Origin of the sequence: Tissierella pigra (assembly GCF_009695605.1) — a bacterium.
Lineage (GTDB): Bacteria > Bacillota > Clostridia > Tissierellales > Tissierellaceae > Tissierella > Tissierella pigra.
In genome coordinates this window covers 21,395-47,095 of the sequence record NZ_VUNQ01000015.1, presented here as the reverse complement: position 1 = coordinate 47,095, position 25,701 = coordinate 21,395, and the positions used below count along the sequence as shown (strand labels likewise).

At 30.8% G+C, this 25,701-nt stretch carries 31 protein-coding genes and 1 riboswitch; of the genes, 29 read left to right on the top strand and 2 right to left on the bottom strand.

Going from position 1 to position 25,701, the window contains the following annotated elements:
* Positions 1-9 precede the first annotated feature (9 nt).
* The 8 genes from buk (FYJ83_RS08580) to FYJ83_RS08545 are packed head-to-tail and all read left to right on the top strand — an operon-like array spanning position 10 to position 6,389.
* Complete coding sequence (gene buk / locus FYJ83_RS08580; protein ID WP_154439914.1) at positions 10-1,101, top strand: butyrate kinase; 1,092 nt, start codon at positions 10-12, stop codon at positions 1,099-1,101.
* Positions 1,094-1,996, top strand: coding sequence for a phosphate butyryltransferase (locus FYJ83_RS08575; RefSeq protein ID WP_154439913.1), 903 nt, complete (start codon positions 1,094-1,096; stop codon positions 1,994-1,996). Before buk (FYJ83_RS08580) ends, FYJ83_RS08575 begins: the two co-directional genes overlap by 8 nt.
* 10 nt (positions 1,997-2,006) lie before the next feature.
* On the top strand, positions 2,007-3,074 hold the full coding sequence (gene buk, locus FYJ83_RS08570; protein ID WP_154439912.1) for a butyrate kinase: 1,068 nt from the start codon (positions 2,007-2,009) through the stop codon (positions 3,072-3,074).
* Between the two features lie 12 nt (positions 3,075-3,086).
* Positions 3,087-3,764: a nucleotide-binding protein gene (locus FYJ83_RS08565; protein ID WP_154439911.1), complete on the top strand. Its 678-nt coding sequence runs from the start codon at positions 3,087-3,089 to the stop codon at positions 3,762-3,764.
* A 19-nt stretch (positions 3,765-3,783) separates the two neighbouring features.
* Positions 3,784-3,999, top strand: a complete 216-nt coding sequence (locus tag FYJ83_RS08560; RefSeq protein WP_154439910.1) for a 4Fe-4S dicluster domain-containing protein — start codon at positions 3,784-3,786, stop codon at positions 3,997-3,999.
* A gap of 29 nt (positions 4,000-4,028) precedes the next feature.
* Positions 4,029-5,090: a 3-methyl-2-oxobutanoate dehydrogenase subunit VorB gene (locus FYJ83_RS08555; RefSeq protein WP_154439909.1), complete on the top strand. Its 1,062-nt coding sequence runs from the start codon at positions 4,029-4,031 to the stop codon at positions 5,088-5,090.
* The gene (locus tag FYJ83_RS08550) at positions 5,090-5,836 is read left to right on the top strand and encodes a thiamine pyrophosphate-dependent enzyme (RefSeq protein ID WP_154439908.1); all 747 of its coding nucleotides are present in this window, start codon (positions 5,090-5,092) and stop codon (positions 5,834-5,836) included. Before FYJ83_RS08555 ends, FYJ83_RS08550 begins: the two co-directional genes overlap by 1 nt.
* A gap of 1 nt (position 5,837) precedes the next feature.
* Positions 5,838-6,389: a 2-oxoacid:acceptor oxidoreductase family protein gene (locus FYJ83_RS08545; protein WP_154439907.1), complete on the top strand. Its 552-nt coding sequence runs from the start codon at positions 5,838-5,840 to the stop codon at positions 6,387-6,389.
* 54 nt (positions 6,390-6,443) lie between these two features.
* Here FYJ83_RS08545 and FYJ83_RS08540 read toward each other — a convergent pair whose 3' ends face one another.
* A complete protein-coding gene (locus tag FYJ83_RS08540) occupies positions 6,444-7,331 on the bottom strand; it encodes a CsxC family protein (RefSeq protein ID WP_154439906.1) in 888 nt (295 codons plus the stop codon).
* A gap of 203 nt (positions 7,332-7,534) precedes the next feature.
* Positions 7,535-7,666: riboswitch (cyclic di-AMP (ydaO/yuaA leader) on the top strand.
* Positions 7,667-7,764: 98 nt separating this feature from the next.
* On the opposite strand from FYJ83_RS08540, the gene FYJ83_RS08535 reads away from it, so the two are divergent.
* Positions 7,765-8,889 (top strand): NAD/NADP-dependent octopine/nopaline dehydrogenase family protein, encoded by a 1,125-nt coding sequence (locus FYJ83_RS08535; protein WP_154439905.1) that lies wholly within the window; start codon positions 7,765-7,767, stop codon positions 8,887-8,889.
* Positions 8,889-10,529 carry a cobalamin B12-binding domain-containing protein gene (locus FYJ83_RS08530; protein ID WP_326828324.1) on the top strand — a complete coding sequence of 547 codons (1,641 nt, stop codon included), beginning with the start codon at positions 8,889-8,891 and terminating at the stop codon, positions 10,527-10,529. Before FYJ83_RS08535 ends, FYJ83_RS08530 begins: the two co-directional genes overlap by 1 nt.
* Positions 10,530-10,612: 83 nt before the next feature.
* Here the strand turns inward: FYJ83_RS08530 and fabZ are convergent, their stop codons facing one another.
* Complete coding sequence (gene fabZ, locus FYJ83_RS08525; RefSeq protein WP_216584951.1) at positions 10,613-11,044, bottom strand: 3-hydroxyacyl-ACP dehydratase FabZ; 432 nt, start codon at positions 11,042-11,044, stop codon at positions 10,613-10,615.
* A 200-nt stretch (positions 11,045-11,244) separates the two neighbouring features.
* On the opposite strand from fabZ, the gene FYJ83_RS08520 reads away from it, so the two are divergent.
* The 19 genes from FYJ83_RS08520 (at position 11,245) to FYJ83_RS08435 (ending at position 25,610) form a co-directional block, all read left to right on the top strand.
* A complete protein-coding gene (locus FYJ83_RS08520; RefSeq protein ID WP_154439904.1) occupies positions 11,245-12,243 on the top strand; it encodes a beta-ketoacyl-ACP synthase III in 999 nt (332 codons plus the stop codon).
* Between the two features lies 1 nt (position 12,244).
* The gene (fabK, locus tag FYJ83_RS08515) at positions 12,245-13,207 is read left to right on the top strand and encodes an enoyl-[acyl-carrier-protein] reductase FabK (RefSeq protein WP_154439903.1); all 963 of its coding nucleotides are present in this window, start codon (positions 12,245-12,247) and stop codon (positions 13,205-13,207) included.
* On the top strand, positions 13,194-14,162 hold the full coding sequence (fabD, locus tag FYJ83_RS08510; protein ID WP_154439902.1) for an ACP S-malonyltransferase: 969 nt from the start codon (positions 13,194-13,196) through the stop codon (positions 14,160-14,162). Before fabK ends, fabD begins: the two co-directional genes overlap by 14 nt.
* Before the next feature lie 122 nt (positions 14,163-14,284).
* Positions 14,285-15,031: a 3-oxoacyl-[acyl-carrier-protein] reductase gene (fabG, locus tag FYJ83_RS08505; RefSeq protein ID WP_326828323.1), complete on the top strand. Its 747-nt coding sequence runs from the start codon at positions 14,285-14,287 to the stop codon at positions 15,029-15,031.
* Between the two features lie 306 nt (positions 15,032-15,337).
* Positions 15,338-15,571, top strand: coding sequence for an acyl carrier protein (gene acpP, locus FYJ83_RS08500; protein ID WP_154439901.1), 234 nt, complete (start codon positions 15,338-15,340; stop codon positions 15,569-15,571).
* 22 nt (positions 15,572-15,593) lie between these two features.
* Positions 15,594-16,832 (top strand): beta-ketoacyl-ACP synthase II, encoded by a 1,239-nt coding sequence (gene fabF, locus FYJ83_RS08495; protein ID WP_154439900.1) that lies wholly within the window; start codon positions 15,594-15,596, stop codon positions 16,830-16,832.
* A gap of 119 nt (positions 16,833-16,951) precedes the next feature.
* Positions 16,952-17,134, top strand: coding sequence for a hypothetical protein (locus FYJ83_RS08490; RefSeq protein ID WP_154439899.1), 183 nt, complete (start codon positions 16,952-16,954; stop codon positions 17,132-17,134).
* Positions 17,135-17,214: 80 nt separating this feature from the next.
* A complete protein-coding gene (locus tag FYJ83_RS20260) occupies positions 17,215-17,940 on the top strand; it encodes a LytR/AlgR family response regulator transcription factor (RefSeq protein WP_154439898.1) in 726 nt (241 codons plus the stop codon).
* Positions 17,931-19,214 (top strand): sensor histidine kinase, encoded by a 1,284-nt coding sequence (locus FYJ83_RS08480; RefSeq protein WP_154439897.1) that lies wholly within the window; start codon positions 17,931-17,933, stop codon positions 19,212-19,214. The genes FYJ83_RS20260 and FYJ83_RS08480 overlap by 10 nt, the downstream gene beginning before the upstream one ends.
* Positions 19,215-19,387: 173 nt before the next feature.
* A complete protein-coding gene (locus FYJ83_RS08475) occupies positions 19,388-19,531 on the top strand; it encodes a cyclic lactone autoinducer peptide (protein WP_195837960.1) in 144 nt (47 codons plus the stop codon).
* Positions 19,531-19,887 carry an accessory gene regulator B family protein gene (locus FYJ83_RS08470; RefSeq protein WP_154439895.1) on the top strand — a complete coding sequence of 119 codons (357 nt, stop codon included), beginning with the start codon at positions 19,531-19,533 and terminating at the stop codon, positions 19,885-19,887. Before FYJ83_RS08475 ends, FYJ83_RS08470 begins: the two co-directional genes overlap by 1 nt.
* Positions 19,888-20,030: 143 nt before the next feature.
* Positions 20,031-20,855: a hypothetical protein gene (locus FYJ83_RS08465; protein ID WP_154439894.1), complete on the top strand. Its 825-nt coding sequence runs from the start codon at positions 20,031-20,033 to the stop codon at positions 20,853-20,855.
* A gap of 58 nt (positions 20,856-20,913) precedes the next feature.
* The gene (locus FYJ83_RS08460) at positions 20,914-21,432 is read left to right on the top strand and encodes a hypothetical protein (protein WP_154439893.1); all 519 of its coding nucleotides are present in this window, start codon (positions 20,914-20,916) and stop codon (positions 21,430-21,432) included.
* 391 nt (positions 21,433-21,823) lie between these two features.
* On the top strand, positions 21,824-22,135 hold the full coding sequence (locus FYJ83_RS08455; protein ID WP_195837961.1) for an ATP-binding protein: 312 nt from the start codon (positions 21,824-21,826) through the stop codon (positions 22,133-22,135).
* Between the two features lie 173 nt (positions 22,136-22,308).
* On the top strand, positions 22,309-22,452 hold the full coding sequence (locus FYJ83_RS08450) for a cyclic lactone autoinducer peptide (RefSeq protein ID WP_195837960.1): 144 nt from the start codon (positions 22,309-22,311) through the stop codon (positions 22,450-22,452).
* Positions 22,452-23,021: an accessory gene regulator ArgB-like protein gene (locus tag FYJ83_RS08445; RefSeq protein WP_154439890.1), complete on the top strand. Its 570-nt coding sequence runs from the start codon at positions 22,452-22,454 to the stop codon at positions 23,019-23,021. The genes FYJ83_RS08450 and FYJ83_RS08445 overlap by 1 nt, the downstream gene beginning before the upstream one ends.
* Before the next feature lie 558 nt (positions 23,022-23,579).
* Positions 23,580-23,756, top strand: coding sequence for a hypothetical protein (locus tag FYJ83_RS19660; protein ID WP_195837958.1), 177 nt, complete (start codon positions 23,580-23,582; stop codon positions 23,754-23,756).
* Between the two features lie 396 nt (positions 23,757-24,152).
* On the top strand, positions 24,153-24,653 hold the full coding sequence (locus tag FYJ83_RS08440; RefSeq protein ID WP_154439889.1) for a hypothetical protein: 501 nt from the start codon (positions 24,153-24,155) through the stop codon (positions 24,651-24,653).
* 117 nt (positions 24,654-24,770) lie between these two features.
* A complete protein-coding gene (locus FYJ83_RS08435; protein ID WP_154439888.1) occupies positions 24,771-25,610 on the top strand; it encodes a hypothetical protein in 840 nt (279 codons plus the stop codon).
* Positions 25,611-25,701 lie beyond the last annotated feature (91 nt).

Below are 25,701 nucleotides of genomic sequence, written 5' to 3'. Positions count from 1 at the left end.
GGGAAAAAGATGGAAAGAAAATATGTATTAGCAATTAATCCAGGATCTACATCTACTAAAGTAAGTCTATTTGAAGAGAATAAAGAGTTAAAGACCTTTAAAATAGACCATAAAAAGCAGGAGTTAGATAATTATAAAAGAATAGCTGACCAATATGATTATAGATTGAATTTAATCAAAGATTGGTTGCAAAGAGAAAATATTGACTTAAGTTCTTTGAGAGCAGTAGTAGGGAGAGGTGGGTTATTAAGGCCTATGCCTGGTGGCACATATATAGTTTCTGATTTTATGATAGAAGATTTAAAGATTGGAATACAAGGGGAACATGCCTCTAATCTTGGTGGAATGTTAGCCAAAGGATTGGGAGATTTGGCGGACATACCTTCTTTCATAGTAGATCCTGTGGCGGTAGATGAGTTTCATGAAGTCGCTAGAATTTCTGGTTTAAATGAAATCTCAAGAAAGTCATTGATTCATGCACTAAATATAAAAGCAGTAGCCCATAGAAGAGCTAATGAAATAAATAAGGATTTAAAAGATATGAATTTAGTAGTTGCCCATTTAGGTGGTGGAATATCAATTGCACCAATTGAAAACGGAAAAATGATTGATGTAAATAATGCTAAGGAGATGGGTCCATTTTCTCCAGATAGAACAGGTGGACTTCCTATGGGAGACATAGTTAAGATGTGTTATTCAGGAAAATACACCTTAAATGAGATGAAGCTCAAGGTTCAAGGAGAAGGAGGATTATTTTCCTATTTAGGTACTATGGACGGTAGAGAAGTTGAAGATAGAATAAATCAAGGTGATAAATATTCAAAGCTTATATATGATGCTATGGCTTACCAAATTGGAAAAGAAATAGGAGCATATTCTACTGTACTCAAAGGTAAAGTTGATAATATAATACTTACAGGTGGACTAGCTTATTCTAGTTATCTTATGGAAAAGATAAAAGAAATGATTGAGTTTATAGCAGAAGTAGTGGTTTATCCGGGTGAAGATGAAATGGATGCACTGAATAAAGGTGCGTTAAGAGTTATCAATGGCTATGAAGAAGCAAAAATATATGAAACAGAGGTGGACATAAATGGCTAAATCATTTAAAGATTTATTAGAATTAGCTAAAACTAGAGGACCAAAGAAGGTATCAGTAGCTGTAGCTGAAGACAAAGACGTATTATCTGCAGTAAAAGAGGCTACGGAATGTAAAATAGCTGAACCTATATTAGTAGGAAACAAAGAAAAAATATTAGAAATATCAAAGGAAATAAACTTTGATTTATCAGGTACTCAAATAATTCATGAGGAAGATAAGGTTCTTGCTTGTAGAATAGCTACAGAATTAGTTAGTAGCGGAAAAGCTGATGTTTTAATGAAGGGACTTATAGATACTTCTGTAATAATGAAACAAGTATTAGATAGTGAAATTGGACTTAGGACAGGTAATGTAATATCTCATGTAGCTGTGTTTGATGTGCCTACTTATCATAAAGTATTTATTGTAACTGATGCAGCTATGAATATAGCTCCTGACCTTAACCAAAAGAAAGAAATTATTGAAAATGCTGTAGTATTAGCAAGATCATTAGATATAGAAATGCCAAAAGTTGCAGTTTTAGCTGCAAAGGAAAAAGTATCTCCAAAAATGGAAGCAACAGTCCATGCTAAGGAATTGGCAGATATGAATAAAGCTGGTGAAATTAAGGATTGTTTAGTAGATGGACCTTTTGCTTTAGATAATGCCATATCTAAAGAATCTGCAATTTTAAAAGGAATCCATAGTGAAGTAGCAGGAGATGCAGATATACTTTTAGCACCTAGTATTGATGCAGGAAACGTACTTTATAAATGTTTAGCATTTTTAGCAAATGCAAAATCAGCAGGACTTATAGTAGGTACTAAAGCTCCAATAGTTCTTACTTCTAGAGCTGATAATGAAGAAGCAAAATTAAATTCAATTGCCTTAGCAGTATTAATGGCTTCAAAATAGGAGGGTAAAAATGACTAGACTTTTAATTATAAATCCAGGTTCTACTTCTACAAAGATAGCAGTATTTGATGATGAAAAAAGTATATTTGAAGAAACCTTAAGACATTCAGTTGAAGAATTATCTCCTTATGAGAAAATATATGACCAATATGAATTTAGGAAAAATATTATTGTAAATATATTAGAGAAAAATGATATTACAATAGATTCATTAGATGGAGTAGTAGGGAGAGGTGGGCTTCTTAACCCAATAGAAGGTGGAACTTATGAAGTAAATGACTTAATGTTAGAAGATTTACGAATAGGTAAAAAAGGAGAGCATGCTTCAAATCTAGGCGGTATAATAGCTTATGAAATAGCTAAGGAAGTAGGAAAACGTTCATTTATAGTAGATCCAGTTGTAGTAGATGAATTACAAGATGTAGCTAGAGTATCTGGATTAAAAGAAATTGAAAGAACATCTATATTTCATGCACTAAACCAAAAAGCAGTGGCGAGACGTCATGCTAAAGAATTAGGACAAAATTATGAGGATTTAAACTTAATAGTAGTCCATTTAGGTGGTGGAGTTTCAGTAGGAGCTCATGAAAAGGGCAAAGTAATAGATGTAGCAAATGCTTTAGATGGAGAAGGACCATTTTCACCTGAAAGAGCGGGATCTTTACCAGTTGGAGACATGATAAAATTATGCTATTCAGGAAAATACACATATAATGAAGTAAAGAAAATGCTTACTGGAAATGGTGGAATTGTTTCATATTTAAAGACTAATGATGCTAGGGAAGTTACAGAAAGAATTGCAAATGGAGATAAATATGCAGAACTAATATATAATGCCATGGCATATCAAGTAGCAAAAGAGGTAGGAGCATGTGCTGCAGTTCTTAAAGGAAAGGTAGATGGTATTCTCCTTACTGGGGGAATAGCATATGATAAGTTGTTTACTTCATGGGTAGAAGAAAGCGTAAAGTTTATTGCTGATGTAACTATTTATCCTGGAGAAGATGAACTTACAGCTTTAGCAGAAGGTGGATTGAGAGTTTTAAGAGGAGAAGAAGCAGCAAAAGTTTATAAATAGGATATGGTGACTATGTTAAATAATGATAAAAGAATAAGAGTTATAATTGGGCATTATGGCAGTGGAAAATCTGAATTCAGTGTGAACTATGCTGTGAAATTAGCTCAGATGGGGAAAAAGGTTGCTTTAGCTGATTTGGATATAGTAAATATGTATTTTAGATCCAGAGAGAAGGCTTTGGAAATGGAAGGTGTAGGCATAAAAGTAATTGGAAGTCAAATCAATGCACCAGCCATAGAAGTACCGTCTATATCAGCAGAAGTATATACACCATTACAAGATGAAAGTTATAATTTAATCTTAGATGTAGGTGGAGACCAAGTAGGAGCTAGGGCATTGGGAAGATATGTAGAGTATTTTGAAGAAGGTAAATATGATATGTTTTTTGTCCTAAATGCTAATAGACCTGAAACTCAAACAGTAGATAAGGTACTTGAATATATGACAAAAATTCAAGATGTATCTAGAGCTAAAATAACAGGTATTATAAACAACACTCATTTACTAAAATCTACAACCTATGAAGATGTATTAAGAGGGCAGCAATTGGCTTTAGAAGTTCAAGAAAGAACTGGAATAAAGCTTAAATATATATCTGTACTAGAAGAAGTAATACCAAGTCTTCCTAATAACTTAGAAGGCGAAATATTCCCCATAAAATTATTTATGAGGGATGAATGGATGCTATAAAATAAAAGGAGGGTTAAAAATGGCTAAAGGTAAAGTAACATTTAATGAAGACATCTGTAAGGGATGTGGACTTTGTACAACTGTTTGTCCTGTAAAAATACTTGCATTAGATAAAACAAAAATAAATGCAAAAGGATACCACCCAGCATCAGTAACAGACCCAGAAAAATGTATCGGTTGTGCAAACTGTGCAACTATTTGTCCAGATGTAGTTATTACAGTAGAAAGATTCTAACTATACTTTAAAAAAGGAGGTTTTAAAATATGACTAAAGTTCTTATGAAAGGTAATGAGGCTATAGGTGCAGCAGCAATTCAAGCAGGATGTAAGTACTTCTTTGGCTACCCTATAACTCCTCAATCAGAACTACCAGAATATATGTCAAGGGAGTTACCAAAGGTAGGAGGAGTATTCTTACAAGCAGAATCAGAAGTAGCTGCAATAAATATGGTTTATGGTGCTGCAGGAGCAGGTGCTAGAGTAATGACATCGTCATCAAGTCCTGGAATGGCATTAAAACAAGAAGGTATTTCATATATTGCTGGTGCAGAATTACCTTGTCTTTTAGTTAATATAATGAGAGGTGGTCCAGGTTTAGGAAGTATTCAGCCTTCACAAACTGACTATTTCCAAGCAACTAGAGGCGGAGGAAATGGAGACTATAGAATGGTAGTATTTGCTCCAGCAAATGTTCAGGAATTAGTTGATTTAATTATAGAAGGATTTGATCTAGCAGACCAATACAGAAATCCAGTTATGGTTCTTGGAGATGGTATGATTGGACAGATGATGGAGCCAGTTGAATTTAAAACTCCAACAAAAAGAGATTTACCAGAAAAAGATTGGGCTACAGTAGGTACTGGAGATAAGAGAAAACCAAATATAATAAACTCTTTATATATAGCAGCAGAAGATTTAGAAGCTCACAATATTAGACTTCAAGCTAAATATAAAAAAATGCAGGAAACCGAGTGTAGAGTAGAATCATATAATATAGAAGATGCAGATGTGGTTATAGCAGCTTATGGAACTACATCAAGAATAGCAAAAACAGCCATAGCAAAATTAGAAAAAGAAGGATATAAAGTAGGACTAATTAGACCTATTACATTATGGCCATATCCATTTGATGAATTTAAGAAAATAAATCCAAACTGTAAAGGTATACTAACAGTTGAAATGAATAATGGACAGATGATAGATGATGTTAAAATAGCTGTTGAAGGTAAATTTCCTGTATCTTTCTATGGAAGATCAGGAGGAATGGTACCTACACCAGACGCAATAATTGAACATGTAAAGAAAATCTATGGAGGTGATAAATAATGACTATAGTTTTTGAAAAAACCAAAGGATTAACAGATGTACAAACTCACTATTGTCCAGGATGTACTCATGGAATTGTTCATAGATTAGTAGGAGAAGTATTAGTAGAATTAGGGGTATTAGATAAAGCCATAGGAGTTGCCCCAGTAGGATGTTCAGTATTTGCATATAATTATTTCAATTGTGATATGCAGCAAGCTGCACATGGTAGAGCACCAGCAGTAGCTACAGGAATAAAAAGAGTTCATCCAGATAATTTTGTATTTACTTATCAAGGTGATGGAGATTTAGCTTCCATCGGTACAGCAGAAATAGTTCATGCTGCTCATAGAGGAGAAAAAATTTCAACAATATTTATAAATAATGCTATTTATGGTATGACAGGTGGACAAATGGCACCTACAACACTTATAGGACAAAAAGCTACAACTGCACCTTTAGGAAGAACTGAAGAACATAGTGGTAGACCAATAAAAGTAAGCGAGATGTTAGCTACAATTCATGGAGCAGCATTTGTAGAAAGAGTTGCAGTAAATAACCCAGCAAATATAAGAAAAGCTAAAAAAGCTATAAAAGAATGCTTCCAGATACAACTTGAAGGAAAAGGATTTGGAATTGTAGAAGTATTATCCACATGTCCAACTAACTGGGGATTAACAGCTCCAGAGGCTATGAAATGGCTAGAGGAAAATATGATGCCTTATTATCCTCTTGGAAACTATAGACGTCCAGAGGAGGTTGAATAAAATGGAAGAAAGAATAGTAATTGCAGGATTTGGTGGACAAGGTGTAATGGCATTAGGTCAACTTTTAACATATTCAGGCATGACAGAGGATAAAAAAGTATCTTGGTTACCTTCTTATGGTCCAGAGATGAGAGGAGGAACTGCAAACTGTAACGTTATTATATCATCAGATGCAGTAGGTTCTCCAGTTGTTATAGATTCAACTTCAGCAATAGTAATGAATAGACCATCCTTAGATAAATTTGAAGATTCAGTAGTACCAGAAGGAAGACTGTTTATTAACTCATCATTAATAGATAGAAAAACTACTAGGGAAGATATAGAAGTATATTATATTCCAGCTAATGAAATAGCTAATGAAATTGGTAACCCAAGAGTAGCCAATATGGTAATGTTAGGAGCATTTTTAGAAGCTACAAAGGCAGTTGAGGTAGATACTATATTAAATAAAGCATTTACAGCAGTATTTGGAGAAAATAGAGTTAATTTACTTCCAATAAATAAAGAAGCATTGGAAAGAGGAGCAGAATTAGTAAAAGAGCAAAGAAAATAAATTACTATGAAAATAAGACCAGTTATAACACTGGTCTTATTTTATAGCATAGATTTAATCTTTGTTTGCTGAACATGGGAATTTAGGATGGCATCCTCCAGAAGTATCAGTTACTGCGGGAATTTGAACTTGCCTATTTTGTAAAACTTTAACTGTAAATTCTATAACCATTTTTTCTTCTATTCTGTTAAAGAATTTTTCCTCAATTGGGAACTCAGCACCACAAGGGCGATGACGACCAATGAATTCATCAAATTCAAAAATTCTTGCATTAATTAATTCGCAGAATGGAAGTTCATTGAAATTTTCAATTATAATCTGATTAAACTCCGATAAATCTCCAGATAGTAGTTTATCTTTTTCAGCAAAATGTTTATCTGGTAAATTACTAACCTTAAAGTATTCAAATTCAGTACTGGAATTTACAGCAAGTTCTTCTGGCGGAGTATAGAAAGTAAGTGGTGTTGAACATTCAAAAGGAACATCTATTATACAATGATGTAGTTCTCCACATATACCTTCCATATTTGCACAATTGCCTGTAGTATAGTCAATGTTTTTACGGATAAACCCTTTAATAAACAATATATTAGTGGGTTGAAGTAAAAGACATTGAGTGATTTTTACTTTTTTCTTTATATTTTTAACATCAAGAGCTAATTCTGGTAATTTAATTAGTGAACTAAGATGGAATTGTACAGTTAATTCAGCTAATACTACTGGAATTTTAGCTATGACACCTGTAGTTATACCTACTGGAGTAATTGGTGTATTAGTACAACTATCTAACATATTAGTTTTAACTTCTACGCAAGAGTGGGGATATTTTGAATTACTACTACACTCCGAAATTGAAGGATTATAGTTACATTTTGTTTTTCCATGGGTATTATCAAATACTCGTACATTACTAATGTTTGTACCTTCTACTGATCTATACATATTTTATTTCCTCCCTATATAATGAGCCATTAATAGCTTGTATTGTCTGTACATACTATAATATATTCAGATCGTCCAATTAGGTGATAGTAAACAGCAGAAAAATAAACATTAAAAAATTATAGAAAATTAAATTATCAAATTTTGTCAAAAAAGGGTTTTTGCAAAAAAATGGTTAATATGGTATAATAATTCTAGTCTCGAAACGAATAATGCTTAATTCGCTTTTTGAAGCGGGGGAACCAATTTTTTTGGGGTGAATCCATTATAGGACGGGCATAACCCTTTAGCCCGAACCCGACAGCTAACCTCGTAAGCAAATAAAGGGGGCATGAAATCTGTTGATTTCAAAACTATGGAAGCCCATAGTTTTTTTTGTCCCTCAAATCCAGTTAACATAAAATGAGACAAAAAATTTAAGGGGGATGATTAAATGCTAGGATTAAAATTTAGTATTATAGGTGCAGGAAATGGTGGAATTGCAATGGCAGGTTATTTAGCCATGATAGGATATGAGGTAAATTTATACAATAGGACATTAGAAAATATACTATCTTTAATAAATAATCCAACAATATCTCTAACTGGAGAAGTAACGGGAAAAGGCAAATTAAACAAGGTAACTAACATAATGGAAGAAGCTATAGATGGGGCAGATATAATTATGGTTACAGTACCTGCAATGGGGCATTATCAGATGGCTATAGAAATGACACCATATTTAAAGGATGGGCAAATAATAGTTTTAAATCCAGGTCGTACAGGTGGGGCATTGGAGGTATATGAAGCATTAAGACAATACAACTGCAATAAAAAGATAGTAGTTGCAGAAGCTCAAACTTTTATATACGCTTGTAGAGCCACTTCACAAAATAGTGCCCATATATTTCAGGTGAAAAATGAAGTAACCATAGGAGCTATACCTTCATCTAAAACAAATCATGTAATCAACTTACTTAAATTTGCTTATCCACAATTTATTCCTGCTAAGGATGTTCTTGAAACAAGTATAAATAACTATGGAGCAATATTTCATCCAGCACCAACATTATTAAATAGTGGGCATATTGAAAGAGGGGCAGCTTTTGAATATTATATAGAAGGCATAACTCCATCCATAGGAGATTTTTTAGAAAAAATGGATCATGAGAGAATGGAAATAGGAAAAATTCTTCAAATAAATACTTTATCTGCTAAGGAATGGTTATGCGAATCCTACGGAGCAAAAGGAAAAAATCTTTATGAAACAATTCAAAATAATTCTGCATACAAAGGACTTCAGGCACCAAAGGGGTTAAATATTAGATATATCTATGAAGATGTACCTTATAGTTTGATACCTATGGCATCTATAGCTATAGAATTAGGGATCCAAACTCCAGCTATTAATTCCATTATAAATATTGCAGAATTAATAACAGGAAGGAATTTTTATGTAGAAGGTCGAACTATAGAGAAATTAGGATTAAAAGGACTATCAGTATATGATATGCATAAAATTGCACAAATAGGAGGAATAGACAAAAAAGATAAAAAAGGTGAGGAAGGTGTTGCTTAGTGAAAAAGATTATAGCGGGAACTTTAGGTAACTGTGTACATGTGGCAGGAATAATGAATTACTTAAATTTAGCAGATCAAGAGAAGTATTATACTGATTTTATAGGAATAGGTAAATCAGTAGATGAAATAATAAATTTAATCAATGAAAAAAAGCCTGATATAGTAGCTTTATCCTATAGATTAACTCCAGAGCCACTTTATCAAATTCTAGAAGAACTAAAAGAAAAGATAATTGAAAATAATATTAAAGATATAATTTGGTTATTTGGTGGAACAGAACCTACATCATTAGTGGCTAAGGAGTATGAAATTTTTCATAAAGTATTTGATGGCAGTGAAGATATTGACGAAGTCATAGCATATCTAAAGGGTCAAGATTTATCAAAAGAAGAATCTTATCCAAAAGACCTAATAAATAGAATAAAATCTAAATATCCGTATCCAATATTAAGACATCACTTAGGATTACCAACTATAGAAGAAACCATAGAGTCAATAGAAAAAGTATCCGAAGCAAAAGTAATAGATATAATTTCTATTGCACCAGATCAAAATGCTCAAGAATTTTTCTTTGACCAAGAAAACATGGATGAAAGACTAAATGGAGCAGGCGGAGTACCCTTAAGAAGTAAGGAAGATTTTAAAGAGCTTCATAATGCAGCACAAAGGGGAAATTTCCCACTATTACGTTCCTATAGTGGGACAAAAAATATAATACCTTTTGCCGAATTGTTAAAAGAAAGTATAGACAATGCTTGGTGTGCAGTTCCATTATTTTGGTATAGTGAACTAGATGGCAGAGGACCAAGAAAATTAATAGATGCCTTAAAAGAAAATCAAGAAGTAATGAAATGGCATGGGGAAAGAAATATTCCCGTAGAAGTAAATGATCCACATCATTGGAGTTTAAGAGATGCCCATGATTCCATAGCTGTGGCAGTAGCGTATATTGCTGCCTATAATGCAAAAAAAATGGGAGTAAAAGACTATATAGCTCAATATATGTTTAATGTACCAGCATCTATTTCTCCAGAAATGGATTTAGGTAAGATGTTGGCAAAGATAGAATTAGTAGAAAGTTTAGTAGATGATGATTTTAATGTATATCGTCAAGCAAGGGCAGGTTTAGCAAGCTTTCCCACTAATCTTTATCAAGCTAAGGGGCAGTTGGCGGCCTCAGCATATTTAGCCATGGGAATTAAACCTCATATATATCATGTAGTAGGATTTTGTGAAGCTCATCATGCAGCAAAAGCTGAAGATATAATAGAGTCAGCTATGATAGTAAGGGGAATACTAAAAAATGAATTCTTAGGCTCAGTAGATATGACTAAGGACAAAAATGTTCTTGAAAGAAAAAACACACTGATAAAAGAAGCGAAGGTAATAATAGATACAATAGAATCTCTAAATTTAAGCGTAGAAGATCCATTAATAGATCCAGCAACTTTAACTGAGGCAGTAAGAGTTGGAATACTAGATGCACCTCATTTACAAGGCTCTAAAATAGCCAAAGGTACTCTTAAAACCAGAATGGTAAGTGGAGCATTATATGCCTATGATGAAAAGCAAGGAAAGATTATAAATGAAGAAGAAAGAATAGATATAATTTTAAAAGAAGCTATTAGCAAACAATAAAAAGAGTATGATAAACCTTTAAAAATCTTAATAACTATAAAAGGATTAAGAAATTTTCTTAATCCTTTTTTAAATATGGATATTTACTCTATAGCAAACAAAAACTCTCCTTCGCAAGCAAGTTCATCTCCAACGTAGGCCTTACCTTCACCAACTCCTACAGAACCCCTAACTCTAGTTAGAATCACTTCCATTTTAAGGGTGTCTCCAGGTACTACTTTTCTTTTAAATCTTACTTTATTTATTCCAGCAAAATAAGGGGTTTTTCCTTTATATCTTTCATCTGATAAGAGAATCACAGCTCCAACTTGAGCCATGGATTCAACAATTATTACTCCAGGCATTACAGGCATATTTGGAAAATGGCCTTGAAAAAATGGCTCATTTATAGTTACATTTTTATATCCCAATCCTTTAACTCCAATTTCTTCTATTAAAACTTTATCTATAAAGAGAAAAGGATACCTATGAGGAATAATCTCTTTTATTTCTTCTATATTTAACAATTTATCCATAAAATCGCTCCTTTTTTGATTTTTATAGTGAAAAATTAATGATTGCTTATTTTATTATATTCATATATACTAAATCTTAAAGTTCTAATTATATTATAGTATTAATATTAATCTAAAGAAAACTAATTTGCAAATATTTTTAAGGAGGTGGTAGATGAAGAAGAGGAAGGACAAATCACAATTAAATATGGAGGTGGAAAATGAAAAGTATTTATGTAGGTATCTCTGGTGTAGGTAGTTATGTTCCTGAAAGAGTTGTTACTAATGATGCTCTATCTAAAATTGTAGATACATCTAATGAGTGGATTGTTGAAAGAACAGGAATTGAAGAAAGAAGAATAGCAGATGATGATACGGCGACTTCTGACTTAGGAACATTAGCAGCTAAAAGAGCTTTAGAAGATGCAAAATTACAACCAGAAGATATAGATTTAATTATTGTTGCAACAGTTACAGCTGACCACGCTTTTCCATCAACTGCCTGTATAATTCAGAAAAATATAGGGGCAATGAAGGCAGCAGCATTTGATATAAATGTAGGATGTTCTGGATTTGTATATGGTTTATCCATAGGGGAGAGTTTCATTAAATCAGGAACATATGAAAAGGTGTTAGTTATAGGAGCAGAAGCATTATCCAAAATAGTGGACTGGCAAGATAGAAATACTTGTGTATTATTTGGAGATGGTGCAGGAGCTTGTGTATTGGAAAAATGTGAAGAAGGATTTGGAATTCTTTCCAGTGAACTAGGCTCAGATGGTACAAATGGGCAAGTATTAAGTCAACCAGCAGGAGGATCTAGATTACCAACCAGTATTGAAACTCTAGAAGATAGACTTCACTATGTAAAGATGGATGGAAAAGAAGTATTTAAATTTGCCGTTAGAGTTATGGAAAAAACATCAATGAATGCTTTAGAAAAAGCAGATTTAAATTTAGCAGATTTAGACTTTTTAGTTCCTCATCAAGCTAATATGAGGATTATAGACGCAGCAGCTAAGAAATTAAAACTTGAAAAAGATAAGATTTGTATAAATTTAAATAAATATGGTAATATGTCTTCAGCCTCTATTCCAGTCGCCCTTGACGAAGCAGTTAAGAATAAAAAAATTAAGAATGGTGACAATATACTTTTAGTAGCATTTGGAGCAGGACTTACTTGGGCTTCAATGACCATAAAGTGGAGTAGGAGGAAATAAAATGTGGAGGACTAGAATAACAGATATTTTAAATATTAAATATCCTATACTACAAGGTGGAATGGCTTGGGTGGCTACCCATGAATTAGCAGTAGCTGTATCAGAGGCAGGTGGTTTAGGGATCATTGGAGCAGGTAATGCCCCAGGACAAGTAATAAGAGAAGAGATTAGAAAGCTAAAGGAATTGACAGATAAACCTTTTGGTGTAAATATTATGATGATGTCACCTTTTGCTGAGGATATTGTAGGTATAGTCTGTGATGAAGGAGTTCCTGTTGTAACTACAGGTGCAGGAAGTCCAGGAAAGTATATAAAGAAGTTAAAGGAATACAATGTAAAAATCATACCTGTAGTACCTACTGTGTCTTTAGCAGTGAGATTAGAAAGAGAAGGCGTAGATGCCTTAATCGTAGAGGGAACTGAAGCGGGAGGCCATATTGGAGAGTTGACTACTATGGCATTAGTTCCTCAAATAGTAGATAAAGTTAATATTCCTGTTATAGCAGCAGGAGGAATTGGAGACGGAAGAGGATTTTTAGCAGCTTTAAGTCTAGGAGCAGAAGGAGTTCAACTAGGAACTAGGTTTGTATGCTCTACTGAAGCAAATGTTCATATAAATTATAAAGAGGCCATAGTAAAATCTAAGGATAGAGATGCACAAGTAACTGGGAGAAGTACTGGGCATCCTGTTAGAGCATTGAAAAATAAATTTACTAGGGAATTTTTAGAGTTAGAAAAAAACAATGGATCTCTTGAAGAACTAGGGTTATTAGGTTCAGGAAGATTAAAGTTAGCTGTAGTAGATGGAGATATAGAAAAAGGATCTTTAATGTCTGGACAAATTGCTGGATTAATAGAAGATATTAAACCATGTAAGGAGATAATTGAAGATATAGTTTCATCTGCAGAAAAACAATTAAATTCATTGTACTCCCTAGGAGGTGAGAACAATGAAAAAAAATAAATTAGCTTTTATATTTCCTGGTCAAGGATCACAATACGTAGGAATGGGCAGTGACTTTTATGAATCCTTTGCAGAATCAAGAAAAGTATTTGATGAAGCAAATGAAGTACTAAATATGGATTTAAAATCCATATGCTTCAATGGAACTGAAGAAGATCTAAAGAAAACGGAAAATACTCAACCAGCTATATTGGCAACAAGTATTGCAATACTTAAGGCTATGGAGGCTAGAGGTATAGACTGTGAATATACAGCTGGACTAAGTCTCGGAGAATATAGTTCCTTAGTTACAAGTAAAAGCTTAGAATTTAAGGATGCTCTAAAGGTTGTAAAAGAAAGGGGAAGATTTATGCAGGAGGCAGTTCCCCTAGGAGTTGGTGGAATGGCTGCAATTCTTGGATTGGATAAAGAAAAATTACCTTTGATTATACAAAAAACTAAGGAATACGGAATAGTTGAAGTCGCTAACTATAATAGCCCAGAACAAATAGTATTATCAGGAGAAATGAAAGGTCTAAAAGTTGCCTGTGAAGAGGCAGTGAAACTAGGAGCGAAAAAAGCAGTGCCGTTATCTGTATCTGCACCATTTCATTCATCATTACTATCTTCAGCAGGAGAAAAGCTAAAGAATGAATTATCTAAGGTGGATATAAGAGAAACTCAAAAAAAGTTTATTTCCAATGTAGATGCTAAAATTAGTTCTAACAAAGATGAAATAAAGCCTAAGCTAGTAAACCAAGTAAGCAATTCAGTATTATGGCAGCAGTCTGTAGAATATATGATAAATGAAGGTGTAGACACATTTGTAGAACTAGGACCAGGAAAATCTCTATCAGGCTTTGTAAAAAGAATCGGAAAATCTATGGGAAAAGAAGTAAAGTCGTTAAGTGTAAATGATGTTAATTCCTTTGAAGAAACAATTAAATATATAAAATCAGTAAAAGATAATGAATAATGAAGAGTTTAAAGTGCAGTTGTAGGGTCTTTTAGTTAATAGTTTCAAGTAGACTTGAAACTTCCATAACTATTCACTATTAACTATTAGTTATTCACTATATACAGGAGGGGGGTGAATAAGTGAGCCTAAAAGACAAAGTAGCCCTAGTAACTGGAGGATCTAGAGGTATAGGAAAAGAAATTGCTTTAGAACTAGCTAGAAATGGTGTTAATGTAGGAATTACCTATGTTAGCAATGAAGAAAAAGCTAAAGAAGTAATAGACGAAATAAAATCCCATGGAGTAAAGGGAATTGCCATAAAAACAAATGTATCCATAGAAGAAGATGTATTACAAATGATAAAATCCATGGAAGAAGAACTAGGGACTATAGATATATTAGTAAATAATGCAGGAGTTACAAAAGATAATCTCATCATTCGAATGAAAGAGGAAGATTGGGACGAAATAATGAATGTAAACCTAAAGGGAGCATTTTTAACTACTAAGGCAGTAGCGAGGATAATGATGAAGAAAAGATATGGAAAGATCATAAATATTACTTCTGTAGTTGGTATAATAGGTAATGCTGGTCAAGGAAATTATAGTGCTTCAAAGGCTGGAGTTATTGGATTTACAAAATCCATGGCAAAGGAATTAGCCAGTAGAGGTATTAGAGTAAATGCCATAGCACCAGGATTTATAGAAACCGATATGACTGAAGTATTAAAAGAGGATATAAAGGAAACAATGCTAAAATCAATACCACTAAATACCTTTGGTAACCCAAAAGACATAGCAAACCTCGTAGTATTTTTAGCCAGTGAAAAATCAGACTATATAACAGGCCAAGTAATAAATGTAGATGGTGGAATGGTTATGACCTAACACAGTGAACGATAGTGAGCTGATGTAGGTCAAACGCAACGAGAACCAAATCTATGAGAGCGAAGCGAGCAAATAGATTTGAGTTTCGAGACTGGGAGGTAGATAAATTATAAAAAACGAGTCTCCAGTTCAAGATTTGTGAAATATCACAACACAGAAAAAATAGTTTTGCAAACTCTCTACGCTCAAACAGTGCAAAATTTACGATTTTTTTCCTTAGTTGGATATTTCAATCAAATCATTCACAGTCGAGTCTTATTTTTATAATTTATCTAACAGAATTAAAAATATAGGAGGAATGTAAAAATGATATTTGAAAAGGTTGTAAATATAATAGCAGAGCAATTAGGAGTAGATGATATAGAAAGTATTACAATGGAGACTTCTATGATGAAGGATTTAGAAGCAGATTCATTAGATGCAGTAGAAATTATGATGGCTTTAGAAGATGAGTTTGGGATTTCTGTACCAGATGAAGATGCCGAAAACTTTAAGAACATTGGTGATATAGTAAAATATGTAGAAAAAAAGGCAGAATAATACCTTATATTGGAGGTAAAAAATGAAAAGAGTTGTAATAACAGGATTAGGAGCAGTTACTCCTATAGGTATAGGAAAAGAAAATTTTTGGAATTCCTTGATACAAGGTAAATCAGGGGTTGGACTTATAACTAGATTTGATACTACAGAATTTGATACAAAAATAGGTGCAGAAGTTAAGGATTTTAATCCATCTGACTATATAGATAAAAAAGAAGCCAAAAGAATGGATAGGTTTACACAATATGCAGTAGTAGGTTCAAAACTAGCAATAGAAGATGGAAATATAGATTTAGATAAATTAGATTTAGATAAAGTTGGAGTTGTAATTGGAGTTGGTATCGGTGGTATGGAGACTATGGAAACAGAGTATGAAAAACTAAGGGATAGAGGACCAAGTAGAGTTAGCCCACTTTTCATACCAATGATGATTTCCAATATGGCACCAGGACAAATATCCATGACCTTTGGATTTAAAGGACCAACAATGACAGTAACTACGGCCTGTGCATCAAGTACCCACGCCATAGGGGAAGCTTTTAGAATGATAAAATCAGGCAATGTAGATATGGTAGTAGCAGGTGGAGCAGATGCGTCTATAACACCTATTTCAGTGGCAGGTTTTTGTTCAATGAAAGCTCTTTCAACTAGAAATGATAATCCTACAAAGGCATCTCGTCCATTTGATAAAGAGAGAGATGGATTCGTAATGGGAGAAGGAGCAGGTATATTGATTTTAGAAGAGTTGGATCATGCACTTTCTAGAGGAGCAAATATATATGGTGAAATTGTAGGATATGGCTCTACTTCAGATGCTTTCCATATAACTCAACCAGACCCAGAAGCAAGAGGGGCAACAAGAGCTATGGAATTGGCATTGGAAGAAGCAGTAGCTAGTTACGAAGATGTGGATTATATAAATGCTCATGGTACATCAACATACTTTAATGACAAATTAGAAACTTTAGCAATAAAAAATGTCTTTAAAGACCATACAAAGAATATAAACATAAGCTCAACAAAATCAATGACAGGTCATTTACTAGGAGCTGCCGGTGGAATAGAGGCTATAGCAACCCTTATGGCAATAAAGGAAGGAATCATCCCTCCAACCATAAACTACGACAATCCAGATGAAGAGTGTGATTTAAACTACACACCAAATATTGCCGTAAAAAGAGATATAAAATACGCCATATCCAATTCATTAGGATTTGGTGGACACAATGGAACAGTATTGTTTAAAAAATATATAGATTAAACAAAAAGGACTTTGATTTTTCAAAGTCCTTTTTGTTTCGAGATAACTTTAACAAGTTTTAGGACAATAAATTATTTATATGATAATATAGAGGTAAGGAATAATAGGGGGTATAAAATATGTTTACAGTTAAGGTATTACCACCGTTATCATCATTAGTAATTGGATGGATTGTAATTGCAATAATAGTTTTAGTAGTTATAGCTATACCAATTTTTGGTTTTGTTAGACTAAAAAGAAAAATCAACAATATAGAAAACTCTCTTAATGAAATAAAAGAACAATTAGATAAAGATATATAGGTAAAATAAGATTGAAGAAATAAAATATAATTAAAAAGTAAAGATGATATAATATGTAATTTTATAGAAGGTGGTATTCAGTGTTAAGAATAGCTATATGTGATGATGAAAATTCAATATGTAATCAATTAGAGGAAATTTTAGAAAGATTTCAAAAGAAATCTTCAAAGGAATTACAAATAGATATTTTTCATTCTGGTGAGGAATTATGTTTATATTTATCTCAAGATAATCATTATGATATTATTTTCCTTGATATTGAACTAAAGGAAATGAATGGCGTAGAAGTGGGACAAATAATTAGAGATAAGATGTTAAACGAAACTACTCAAATTATATATATTTCAGGGAAAGAAACTTATGCAATGGAACTTTTTAAAGTAAGACCCTTAGATTTTATTATAAAACCTTTTAATTATAATAAAATACAGAAGGTTCTTGAGATTGCTTTAAGGATTATACAAAGAGATGAAAAGGTCTTTCAGTATAAAGTTGGACATACAACATACAATTTACCAATAAGAGATATTATATACTTTGAAAGTAAAAACAGAGAAGTTATAATACACACTATAAATGGGTCAGAAGTATTTTATGGAAGATTAAAAAATATATATGAGGATCTAAATCAATCTAAATTCATTCATATTCATAAATCCTATTTAGTAAATTATAATCATATTATAAAACTTGAATATCATCAAGTTACTATGTCAAATAAAGTGATTTTGCCTATTAGTCAAGCAAATAGAAAGAAAGTAAGAGAATTACAGTTAGAGTTAGAAAGGGATAGGATATGGCATTAAATATTTATGACTATTTTTATTTAATAACTAATATTTTGAGGGCATATACTACATATAAATTCATGGATATATTCTTTGATACCAGAAATACAAATAAAAAAGTAGAAATCTTTTCCTATACATTTTATTTTATTGTAATTAGTTTTGTATATTTAACTATTAATACTCCTGTAGTTACATTTATAAGCAATATATTATTATATTTTGTTTTAACATTTAACTATAAATCATCTATAAAACATAAGATTATATCCATTATGAATATATATATGATTTTAATGTCTATAGAAAGTATAATCGTCTTATTATCAGGATTTATTTATACTAATGGTTTCAGTAGCAATCCATTATATTCTTCAATTATAGGAATGATTGCCATAAATATAATTTCATATATGATTGCACTAATAATGGGGGGATATAAAAATATAAAGCAAGGTATAGATATTCCAAATGTTTATTGGTTATCTATATTTTTAATACCATTAGGAAGTTTATATATTATCTTGACTCTTTTACAGAACTTTAACTTAGATATATACAAAACTGTAGCTTGTATTATTATATTATTTTCAATAAACATAATTATTTTCTATTTATATGATACTTTAAGTAGAGCATTTAAAGATAAAATAGAGAAAATAATACTTGAAGAACAAAACCACTATTATCAAAGACAGCTTGAAGTTATAGATAGTTCCTATGAGAATATAAGTTCTTTGCGTCATGATATAAAGAATCATTTAATAGCATTAAAGGGATACATAGAAAATGGAGGAGAAGAGAAGGCTATTGATTATATTTCACAAATAAATGAAAGCCTCTATGAAAAGGAACAATTTTCTAAAACAGGTAATATAGAAATAGATAGCATTTTAAACTATAAGTTGCAAGAGGCCAAATTAAAAGGAATTTTAGTATCACTGGAACTAAAAATTCCATCTAAATTGAATATCTCTCCATTGGATACAGTAGTGATCTTAGGGAATTTGTTAGATAATGCAATAGAAGCTAGTGCCAAAGTTGAGAATAATAAGACCATTGATATTAGAATTAAATATAAGAATGATATACTATTTATTTATATTAATAATTCTTTTGATGGCTCTATTGTCTATGAAGGAGAAAAGATAAAAACAACGAAAAAGGACAAAGAAAATCATGGTATAGGATTAAATAATATAGAAAAGATTTTAAAGAAATATGATGGTACCATGAAGGTATATCATACTGAAAATAGATTTCATGTTGATATATTAATGTATAGAGTTTAATGGATTAGATAGTTGGGACTTTGAGAAATCAAAGTCCTTTAATATTTTAATGATAAATATACAAAAATTGTAAGTTTCAACAAAAACATATATAAGTTTCAACAAATTCTCAAAGACCTATTATTTCTTATTGTATAATGAATATACAAAAAATAACAAAGGGGATGATTCGTTTGAAGAAAGTTATTTTAAGATTTGGTGGAGTTCTTGCAAGTTTAGCATTGATGGTAACATCTATGAATGTAAATACAACATGTATGTATCTTGCTCATCAGCCTGAATTGCCAAAAGGTGCAGAAAAACTTCGTAAAAATTAATGGAAAATAATATGATTGAGAAAATAACAAACTACTTTGTTGTTAATGAGCTAATAAAAGATGAGGATAAAGAGATTTATGCCTATGGATTACATCAAGGACTTTTAATACTAATAAACATCATAACAACGATCTTAATAGGATTTATATTTAAAGCAGTCTGGGAAAGCATTTTATTTATAATAGTGTATACTCCGCTTAGAGCTTATGGAGGAGGGTATCATGCTAAAACTGAAGTTAAATGTTATTTGTTTTCTATAATTTTAATTTTAGTAGTATTATTAGGAATAAAAACTATTCCAGAGACAGATGTGATAATCCTAGCTTTAACAGAAGTAGGAGCAATTATAATCTGATTTCTAGCATCTGTAGAAGATAGCAATTTGAGTTATGGTTAAAAAAATTACATTTAAATATGAGATAATAGCAATTAAAATCAACTTACTAGCTGAATCATTGTGTTGTAAATTTATTGAAATTTAAAATCTTGGAGGTTTTTATGAATAATAGAAATAAAGGTTTTCTTCTTATTTTGAGTATTCCTTTAATATTAGCTTCATGCTCAAATTCAGAACCTGATAATGAATATACGAAGTTAACAGATACAGAACTTGCTTATATTGAAAATTATTCAACAGATACAATTATAAAAGAACTGCAAAGCAAAATTCAAAAGCCTATTTTGGAATTTGATAATATAGAAATAAAAGAATTAAATGTCTATGAAGATAAGCTATTAATGAAACCCAAAGAGAATAAGAAAGAGTTTGCAAATATATTTATAGATGCATACTTAATATTAGATAAAAGTTTAAGTTTTGAAGAAGCTACTAATTTAAGTGAAGAATGTATGGATAAAATAACTGATATTTTTAGAGAAAGGAAGGGTGGAGAATTTAGACTTTCTACAATATCTGTTGTATTTGAATCTGAAAACTTTAAAGAAATTCTAAAAGAAAATATACACTTTCGAGATATTGATAAAGATATAAATGTATTGAGTCTAAAACAATCAGAAGAAGACTTTAATATTCAGACAATCATATTTAATGAATTTTCTAAAGATAATGAAGTTGATATTTTAAGATTAGGGCTAGAAGATATATCTAATAATTATATTATAGAAATAAATATATTTGAAGTAACAAATACTGAGACTTATATTGATGATATAGATTCAAAAAATGATGAATTAATAAAAATATTCTCCAATAATGAAGACGTTAAAAAATACTTTAAAAGTAATTCTGTAAATAAATTAAAACTAATTTATAATATGCCATGGCATAAAGAACCACAACTTATATATGATTTTGAACTTTAAATAATATGGTGCATAAATTAGTTTATTTATTTAATATATTATACAAGGGGGAAAAGAAATGAAAAAGGTTTTATCAGTTTCATTAATTATCATGATGTTATTAACTGGAACACAGGTATTCGCTATTAAGGATATAGGTGTGAAAGAATTCTATGGTGATTCAATGGATAAGTTAAGGCAACAAGTAGGAGAGACAGAAATTCGTGAAGCTATAAGAAAGCCACAGATGGAGAGAGGACCGGGTAGTGGATGGATGTATACTAGTACTGACAGATATATACTTTCTCAACAAGGGATTGATTTAGCAACTTTAAGAACTCGTGTCAAATGGGAAGCAGATGATAGGGGAAATATACTTGCTTATACTTATGATCTCTTTGAATTTTCAAATGTTAAATCAGGTGTTAATACAATTAGAACATATAGACATTATGAGCCAATGACTGGTATTGCTAGACTAACATTAACAGGAGAGGCTGCTGCAGGAGGAGAATCATTTGGATTAAGAGATGCAGTTGACCATGTATATCATGTATATGCAGATGGGAAATATGCGTTTTCAAGATATACAGAGTAAAACTTAATATAAATCTACTAAAACAATATAGAGTATAACTATAAATAAAGGGGATGTTTCATAATAAATAAGCCCTAAAATAAAAAAAGGTCAAAGATGAACAGACTCCCATTAGTTAGAACAAAACTCTAACTAATGGGGGTCTGTTTTAATTGATTTGTCCTCCAAAAGTTGAACATATAATAAGGATTGAGTTCTATATGGAGGAGAAGAGAAGGCTATTGATTATATTTCACAAATAAATGAAAGCCTCTATGAAAGGGAACAGTTTTCTGAAACAGGTAATATAGAGATAGACAGCATTTTAAATTATAAGTTACAAGAGGCTAAATTAAAAGGAATTTTAGTATCACTGGAACTAAAAATTCCATCGAAATTGAATATATCTCCATTGGATACAGTAGTGATCTTAGGGAATTTATTAGATAATGCAATAGAAGCTAGTTCCAAAGTTGAGAATAATAGGATCATTGATATTAGAATTAAATATAAGAATGATATACTATTTATTTATGTTAATAATTCTTTTGATGGTTCTATTGTTTATGAAGGAGAAAAGATGAAAACAACGAAAAAGGACAAAGAAACTCATGGTATAGAATTAAATAATATAGAAAAGATTTTAAAGAAATATGATGGTACCATGAAAGTATATCATACTGAAAATAGATTTCATGTTGATATATTAATGTATAGAGTCTAATAGATTAGATAGTTAGGACTTTGAGAAACCAAAGTCCTTTAATAATTTAATGACAAATATACAAAAATTGTAAGTTTCAACAAAAACATATATAAGTTTCAACAAATTCTCAAAAAGCTATTATTTTTTATTGTATAATGAATATACAAAAAATAACAAAGGGGATGATTCTTTTGAAGAAAGTTATTTTAAGATTTGGTGGAGTTCTTGCAAGTTTAGCATTGATGGTAACATCTATGAATGTAAATACAACATGTATGTATCTTGCTCATCAGCCTGAATTGCCAAAAGGTGCAGAAAAACTTCGTAAAAATTAATGGAAAATAATATGATTGAGAAAATAACAAACTACTTTGTTGTTAATGAGCTAATAAAAGATGAGGATAAAGAGATTTATGCCTATGGATTACATCAAGGACTTTTAATACTAATAAACATCATAACAACGATCTTAATAGGATTTATATTTAAAGCAGTCTGGGAAAGCATTTTATTTATAATAGTGTATACTCCGCTTAGAGCTTATGGAGGAGGGTATCATGCTAAAACTGAAGTTAAATGTTATTTGTTTTCTATAGCTCTAATTTTAGTGGTATTATTAGGAATAAAAATTATTCCAGACACAGATTTGATAATCCTAGCTTTAACAGAAGTAGGAGGAATTATAATCTGGTTTCTAGCACCTGTAGAAGATAGCAATAAGCCTTTGGATAAAGAGGAAAGGATTATATATAAAAAGAGGACAGGTATTATTCTCACTACAGAGATAATAATTACCATATCTTTATTAGTATTGAATTTTAAAGAAATAGCATTGGTTATGGCCATATCAATATTTGTAGTAAGTTTAATGTTGGTTTTGGGGAAAAAAGTTAATAAAGATTAAATATATTATTTTAGTTATGTATTCAAACTTCGCACATAAATATTCCCTTGTAAACCTTGAAAATTCAATATTTGATCAGAACTATATATACCTTATATTGCTTTTAAGAACATAAACCCTAAAAACACTTCGTTTTGATTTGTATGACACCTTACAATTAGATTTAAGGATAGCAAAAAATAATATCAGTCCGACAAAACCTATGTTTCGTGCTATATTTGTCGAAAATAGGCGAACGAAATAAGTGGACTTTACCATTCTTGTATGTTAATTTATATACAAGTTAGCCTCATAGATTTATTGAGTATTTCCAAATTTCATTGTTTAAGATATATAAATCTTGTATAGGTTAAAACACACTTGTGTATCTATAAACTTGAAGTTCTATAAACTTGAAGTTCTATAAACTTGAAGTTCTATAAACTTGAAGTTAAGTTTAGTCAACTATTGAAACTACAAGGTTTGACTAGGAAAATCAACTGCGAAGTATGAGTTATGTATTAGAAGCAAAGCCCTATATAAATAGGAGGTGATACCAATGAATATGCTAACTCACAAATGACATTAATTGGTGAAGTTACATTTAGAGAAAGTGGTAGTACCTATAGTATATCATTGTATAAAACATCTACTGTACCTAAGAGATATACTTGCAGAGTTTCATCGGAGGTAAAGACATATAGTGGAGCTAGTAATGCAACTAGGAGTTTAGTAAGTAGTGGGGTAAAATATTAGAATTTATCATATTGACGTTTCTATCAAAAGTGTTGCTTTCTAGACATACTATCAACAAAACCATACAAAGCATAAGGCTTAATGCTAATACTAGAAATCTCTATTCTTCCACTACAAGTAATTAATTTATTAAAGAATATAGGGGTGTTTCTATTCAGTATAAATATGAGGAAAACATGTTTTTAGGCTTAAAGTCAATATGAAAATTTTATTTGTCAAATAAAGTTATTAAGATTTCTAGATTAAGCTAACATATTTAAAAGTTATAAAGATTTTGAAAGAGCTGTATTACACTTTTTATCATATTAAAAAGGAACCTAATATAAGGATTTTAACCATAAATAAGTTAAAAAATACGAGAATATAAGTATATAATTAAATTATGGAGGTTTTATAATGAGAAAAAGAATATGTACATTATTAATTATTGCAATATTAGCCACATCTGGTGCAGTATTTGCAGAAACGCAGCAAATAAATCCTAAGAATATGAGTTTAAATGAGTATGCAGACTGGATAGAAGAAAATGTTGAACCTAGAGAGTATGAAGGCATAAAAAAAGGAAATAGAGAAATAAGAGAATGGTTATATACAGGAGAGGAGTATAATACTATATATAATGGGTTATACGATTATATAGGATGGATGGCTACAGAGGCTAAATGGTTAGTAAATGAAAGACTTCAAGTTCTTGACTATGGAACAGTAACTTTTAGGCATGGTAAAGCAAGAGAATCAATTACAGCACATCCACATTCTGATTCAGCTTGGATAGCTAATGATAATGTAAGACTAATTTATCAGGTGGACTTTGTAGAATGGTCGGGGGATCATTATATAACACATATGTATAACTTACATGGAAATGGAAAGGTTTCCCTTCGTGTTATTAATTAAGGTTATCGAGTACGACTTTGATTATTCTATATCCAATATTAATATAATATAGGTATTATGAGTAAGAGGTAATCAATAGCCTCTTACTCATATTATTAAAGGGAGGTAAGCTTAACTATGAAAAAAATAAATTATTATATTATTGGAATAATTTTACTTTTGTTGGTAACATCATGTGGCTCTGGTAGTATATCTAAGGAAGATATAAATAAAGTAAAAAATATTAGTTATGATGAGGTTGTAACAAATCTTTCAGGTATAATTAATGATTTTTTACATGGGTATGATTATTATACTGTTTCTAATTTGGAATTTATAGAAGATAAATTAGCCATAGATAATATTAATGAAGTAAAAAAGTTTAATAATATAAAAATACTACTGGATATAGAGGTGGATTTAGATAAATTTTCTACTGATTTAGAAAAAGACAGGACTATAGCAGAAAAAGATCAAGCTTTTAATGAACTGGCAAAAAATACCAATAAGGATTTATTAGATATATTACATAAGGAAAGTCCTATTGAATATTCAAAAGTTGGAAGATTGGAAATATTATATACAGATACAAAAAATAAGTTAAAATATAGTTCAAATATAAACAATTCAAGGGATTCCCAAACAATGATAACTTTAAGAAATGAAGAGTCTAAAGGCGAAAAATTAATATTGGAAGAGATATTTGATTATATAAGACAGTATAAGAAAAACTATGAATTAAAAAGATTTGGTAAAGACAATAATGAGCTAATTATAGAATTTGATTTATATACAGTTAATGAAATACATAATCAAGAAATTGAAAAGATAAGTAATGAATTATTTGAGTTAATTATGGAGAATGAAAATACTAATAGATATATAAATGATGGGGAGGTTAAGTCTATGAAGATTGTATTTAATAAAGAAGTAAATGATATGGATCCAATTGTCTTTGAAAAAGAGATTTTAATGTAATTTATAGTGGACATATAAGGTGATTATATGTATGAAAGGTAAAATTAAAAAATTTCAAAGTAAAATTGCAATTACTATAATTATATTAATT